The following is a 5,573-nucleotide window of genomic DNA, read 5'->3' on the forward strand; positions in this document are numbered from 1 at the left end:
AATGGTTAAGCTAGAAAGAGCGTATGGTGGATGCCTTGGTGCTAGGAGCCGAAGAAGGACGGAGCGAACGCCGAAACGCTACGGGGAGTCGTAAGCAGACCTTGATCCGTAGATATCCGAATGGGGAAACCCTGTATCCGTAATGGGATACAATCCATACCTGAACACATAGGGTATGAGAAGGCAGACCCGGGGAACTGAAACATCTAAGTACCCGGAGGAAGAGAAAACAAAACAGTGATTCCCTAAGTAGTGGCGAGCGAAAGGGGAAGAGCCTAAACCAAATATATGTAAGCCTGCAAGCGTTGTATATTTGGGGTAGCGGGGCATAAGACGGAAGGTTGCAGCCGACCACAGTGACAAAAAAAGGTATTCGAAAGGTCTGGGAAGGCCTACCGAAGAAAGTGAAAGTCTTGTAGAAGAAACCTTTTGGCGCATTGCCTATGACCCCAAGTACTGCGGGACACGAGAAATCCCGTAGGAATCAGGGAGGACCATCTCCTAAGGCTAAATACTACCTAGCGACCGATAGTGAACCAGTACCGTGAGGGAAAGGTGAAAAGCACCCCGGAAGGGGAGTGAAATAGAACCTGAAACCATATGCTTACAAGCAGTCGGAGCACTCTATATGTGTGACGGCGTGCCTTTTGTAGAATGAACCGGCGAGTTATGGTAACGAGCGAGGTTAAAGAGAGAATCTGGAGCCGAAGCGAAAGCAAGTCTGAACAGGGCGTGCAGTTCGTTGCCATAGACCCGAAACCGTGTGATCTACCCATGGCCAGGATGAAGTTGCAGTAAAATGCAATGGAGGTCCGAACCCACTAATGTTGAAAAATTAGGGGATGAGCTGTGGGTAGGGGTGAAATGCCAATCGAACACGGAGATAGCTGGTTCTCCCCGAAATAGCTTTAGGGCTAGCCTTATCGGTCAGTCGTGGAGGTAGAGCACTGATTGAACTAGGGGCGTGCAAGCGTTACCGAATTCAGTCAAACTCCGAATGCCATAGACTGTAACGATAGGAGTCAGACTACGAGTGATAAGATCCGTGGTCAAAAGGGAAACAGCCCAGACCATCAGCTAAGGTCCCCAAGTGTGTGTTAAGTGGTAGCTCACTGGTCGAGTGACACTGCGCCGAAAATGTAACGGGGCTCAAACACACCACCGAAGCTATGGATGTAGACACATTCATTTTGTTCTTTTAAATCGTGTAATGATTGAGTTACATTACGCCGAAATCCACAATAAGTGGATCAAGATTTCGGCTAAATGCCTCAAGGATCAAACACGAGACAAAGAAGAGAATGAAATGAATGTGTCTACGTGGTAGGGGAGCGTTCCAAATGCATCGAAGCGATACCGTAAGGAGTCGTGGAGCGTTTGGAAGTGAGAATGCCGGTATGAGTAACGAAAAGATATGTGAGAATCATATCCGCCGAAAGCCGAAGGGTTCCTGAGGAAGGTTCGTCCTCTCAGGGTAAGTCGGGACCTAAGCCGAGGCCGAAAGGCGTAGGCGATGGACAACTGGTTGAGATTCCAGTACCACCTATAAGCCGTTTGAGTGATGGGGTCTGTCGAAGCGAGGTAGCGGTCAGGTAGGCAAATCCGCCTGGCATAACGCAAAGACGTGATCGCGAGCGAAAATATAAGTAGCGAAGTCCCTGATTCCATACTGCCAAGAAAAGCCTCTAGCGAGGAATATGGGTGCCCGTACCAAAACCGACACAGGTTGGCAGGGAGAGAATCCCAAGGCGCGCGAGAGAACTCTCGTTAAGGAACTCGGCAAAATGACCCCGTAACTTCGGGAGAAGGGGTGCTCTTTGGGGTGAATAGCCCGGGAGAGCCGCAGTGAAAAGATCCAAGCGACTGTTTAGCAAAAACACAGGTCTCTGCGAAGCCGCAAGGCGAAGTATAGGGGCTGACGCCTGCCCGGTGCTGGAAGGTTAAGGGAAGAGGTTAGCCGTAAGGCGAAGCTTTGAACCGAAGCCCCAGTAAACGGCGGCCGTAACTATAACGGTCCTAAGGTAGCGAAATTCCTTGTCGGGTAAGTTCCGACCCGCACGAAAGGCGTAACGACTTGGATACTGTCTCGACGAGAGACTCGGTGAAATTGTAGTACCAGTGAAGATGCTGGTTACCCGCGACAAGACGGAAAGACCCCATGGAGCTTTACTATAGCTTGATATTGAACTTTGGTACCCTATGTACAGGATAGGTGGGAGGCTGAGAAGCTAGGGCGCAAGCCTTGGTGGAGCCGCTGGTGGGATACCACCCTTAGTGTACCGGGGTTCTAACCTACATCCGTGACCCGGATGAGGGACAGTGTCAGGTGGGTAGTTTGACTGGGGCGGTCGCCTCCTAAAGAGTAACGGAGGCGCCCAAAGGTTCCCTCAGAATGGTTGGAAATCATTCGAAGAGTGTAAAGGCAGAAGGGAGCTTGACTGCGAGACCTACAAGTCGAGCAGGTACGAAAGTAGGGCTTAGTGATCCGGCGGTGCCGTATGGAAGGGCCGTCGCTCAACGGATAAAAGCTACCCTGGGGATAACAGGCTTATCTCCCCCAAGAGTCCACATCGACGGGGAGGTTTGGCACCTCGATGTCGGCTCATCGCATCCTGGGGCTGAAGTAGGTCCCAAGGGTTGGGCTGTTCGCCCATTAAAGCGGTACGCGAGCTGGGTTCAGAACGTCGTGAGACAGTTCGGTCCCTATCTGTCGTGGGCGTAGGAAATTTGAGAGGAGCTGTCCTTAGTACGAGAGGACCGGGATGGACAAACCGCTGGTGTACCAGTTGTTCCGCCAGGAGCATAGCTGGGTAGCCAAGTTTGGAAGGGATAAGCGCTGAAAGCATCTAAGCGCAAAGCCCCCCTCAAGATAAGATTTCCCATAGCATAAGCTAGTAAGACCCCGGACAGATACTAATCGGTCGAGGGCTTAACCAAAAGGGTTAACCCAAAAACGCACACAGAGTAAGACAAAAAATGTTTCGATGTCGATAGTAGGTTTTAACGTGTAGTTGAATGGTAGTTATTCCTTCGTAGCTCAATGGTGGAGCAACCGGCTGTTAACCGGTAGGTTGTAGGTTCGAGTCCTACCGAAGGAGCCATGGAAAGCACTGATAAATTCAGTAATTATAATATCTATTAATCAAAATTATAAAATATTATTTAAAAGTAGCTTTGCATTAGCAGCACCTTTATCAAAGTTATAAATCAGAGCTTTTTTTTATATAAAAAACAGTGTATATTAATTTCATGTACATACGAAGTAAATTATTTTTTCGTTAGTAGTCAATAAGATAACTTTTTTAAAACACGCGTATTTAAATATGGGGAGACTTGATATGGAAGAAAGTGAAAGAATCGATTTACAAAAGAGTAAACAGTCTCAGCATGTAATGCAGGGGATTACAAAAGGGTTACCTATATTTATAGGTTATTTGCCAATTGGATTCGCATATGGAATATTAGCAATGCAAGCTGGATTTACATTTATTGATACGATTTTGATGTCAGTCTTCGTATATGCTGGTTCTGCTCAATTTATTGGTGTCGGAATGATTGGTGCTAATGCAGGGTTTTTATCTATTATATTAACTACTTTCTTAATAAATTTGCGCCATCTACTAATGAGTGCATCGCTCTCGCAACGCTTAAAGGGCAATACTAAAATGAAATTATCGATCTTTTCTTACTGGATTACAGACGAGTCATTCGCTGTAAACTCATCATGGCTGCGCAAAGATAAAGCTATACCCTTTATAAGTTTATTAACAGTAAGTATTACTGCTTATCTTGGTTGGGTTACAGGTAGTTTCTTAGGAGCATTGGTTGGGTCTCAACCGCTTGATGTCGAGAAATTCGGCTTGGATTACGCATTGCCAGGCATGTTTATTATCTTATTGATCTATCAGTTAGAAAATAAAAAATACATTTTTTTAGCTATCCTATCTGGTACTATCTCAGTACTTTTATCAGGAGTTGTTACACATAATTTACACATTATAATTGCTACGGTTGCAATTTCAACATTAGGGGTGGTGATTTCTAGATGGAAAACTCATTGATATTGCTTATTCTCGGTATGGCACTGGTTACTTATGTTCCACGCGCGATACCCATGATTTTTCTATCTGATCGCGACCTCCCAAGCTGGGTTAATGAGTGGCTTGGTTACATACCTGTAACTGTGTTGTCTGCACTACTCTTTCCTATCCTATTTATGAAGGATCAAGAAGTGGCAATAAGCAACAATATCTATTTGATAGCGGCATTGCCGACATTTATCATGGGATTCATAACAAAAAATATTTTTGTAACAGTACTAGTGGGAATGGGTTCAGTTGTTCTATTACGTGTGATTATGTAGAAGTTAACCCAATTTAAATTTGAGGAGTGTTTTTATGACGCATAATTATATTCATACAAAAGAGTTTTTCGAAGAACATACAATGCATCAGCAAGTGAAAGAAACATTACAACCGTTCATTGGCAAAAAGGTCGAGTTTACTGTCCAAGGGGACGAGTATACTATTCTTACGCAATTCGAAACTATATTGATTGATATGAAAAGCTATCAAAGCAGCATAGAATCAGGGCATTTAACTGCATATGACTTTTTTGTGTACTTAATAAATGAGCTTGGTGTCCGTTATGCCGTTCCGACGCATCAAGTAGCTAACATTCAGAAATACTCTAACACAAATGTTGAGTTTGATTGCCAGCTATACCGCTTAAAGCTACGGGTCATTTCATAGAAAGGCATTTTGATAATCAAAGTTATAGATACCTTTATCATTTACAAGAATCTTTACTGAATATAGAGCTTGTTAGGCTAATTTTCTATATAAGACTGTATTGAATTTTAGTGCCACAGACATTGATCCTGTGGTACTTTTCTTGTACTATCCGAAAGTAGTTCTTTCAAGTGCGCAGTACATTCTTAATCACAAAGATTATGACTGTTTTTATCTCAGCGGCGTTTACTAATACTCCCACTTCAATAAGCGGGAGATAAGTGCCGCCAAGCTTCGAAATAAGTGCAACTAGAGTTCAGGTGGATCCTTCTGAACTAAGTTTTCTTTATAAAATAGAGAGCATAATAACAAAAAATATAGCATAAAGAAGGTTAACATGTAAATAATAACTCATAGCGGTGAATTTGTTACTATATGATAGAGTTATCCGGTTTTTTAAATAATTTAGATGTGTTATTATTATATTTGTCGCCGAGGAAATATAAAAAAAGTATTGACTCCCGACGAAATATATGATAAGATATAATTCCAGCTAACGAGAAGCTTGTCTAAAGCGAATCTAATAACTGGAGTAAAAGTTCCTTGAAAACTGTATAGTGCAATCATAACAACGTCAATTCTCGCATTCGAAAGAATGCAGACTGTGCAGGACAGGAAACCTGCTATGTTGATAGAACAGACAAACTATTCACAAGTCAGTGACTTCTGACATCAGAATTGAACTTTTATTGGAGAGTTTGATCCTGGCTCAGGACGAACGCTGGCGGCGTGCCTAATACATGCAAGTCGAGCGGATGTGATGAAGAGCTTGCTCTTCTGAAC

General features: G+C 43.8%; 3 protein-coding genes, 1 tRNA gene and 2 rRNA genes. All 6 read left to right on the forward strand.

What is annotated here, in order from left to right; all coding sequences use genetic code 11:
- The first annotated feature begins 3 nt into the window (after positions 1-3).
- Positions 4-2,937, forward strand: a 23S ribosomal RNA gene (locus BHU72_RS07800).
- Between the two features lie 89 nt (positions 2,938-3,026).
- Positions 3,027-3,101, forward strand: a tRNA-Asn gene (locus BHU72_RS07805).
- A gap of 237 nt (positions 3,102-3,338) precedes the next feature.
- Positions 3,339-4,061 (forward strand): AzlC family ABC transporter permease, encoded by a 723-nt coding sequence (locus tag BHU72_RS07810; RefSeq protein ID WP_176720438.1) that lies wholly within the window; start codon positions 3,339-3,341, stop codon positions 4,059-4,061.
- The gene (locus BHU72_RS07815; protein ID WP_069702082.1) at positions 4,046-4,363 is read left to right on the forward strand and encodes an AzlD domain-containing protein; all 318 of its coding nucleotides are present in this window, start codon (positions 4,046-4,048) and stop codon (positions 4,361-4,363) included. The genes BHU72_RS07810 and BHU72_RS07815 overlap by 16 nt, the downstream gene beginning before the upstream one ends.
- 34 nt (positions 4,364-4,397) lie before the next feature.
- A complete protein-coding gene (locus BHU72_RS07820; RefSeq protein ID WP_069702083.1) occupies positions 4,398-4,751 on the forward strand; it encodes a hypothetical protein in 354 nt (117 codons plus the stop codon).
- 725 nt (positions 4,752-5,476) lie between these two features.
- A 16S ribosomal RNA gene (locus BHU72_RS07825) occupies positions 5,477-5,573 on the forward strand; the annotation flags it as partial.

This window comes from Desulfuribacillus stibiiarsenatis (assembly GCF_001742305.1).
GTDB classification, from domain to species: domain Bacteria; phylum Bacillota; class Bacilli; order Desulfuribacillales; family Desulfuribacillaceae; genus Desulfuribacillus_A; species Desulfuribacillus_A stibiiarsenatis.

What these genes read in the sequence shown, in the direction of transcription:
- BHU72_RS07810 (WP_176720438.1), top strand. Translation starts at nt 3,339, where the DNA reads ATGGAAGAAAGTGAAAGAATCGATTTACAAAAGAGTAAACAGTCTCAG.
- BHU72_RS07815 (WP_069702082.1), top strand. Translation starts at nt 4,046, where the DNA reads ATGGAAAACTCATTGATATTGCTTATTCTCGGTATGGCACTGGTTACT.
- BHU72_RS07820 (WP_069702083.1), top strand. Translation starts at nt 4,398, where the DNA reads ATGACGCATAATTATATTCATACAAAAGAGTTTTTCGAAGAACATACA.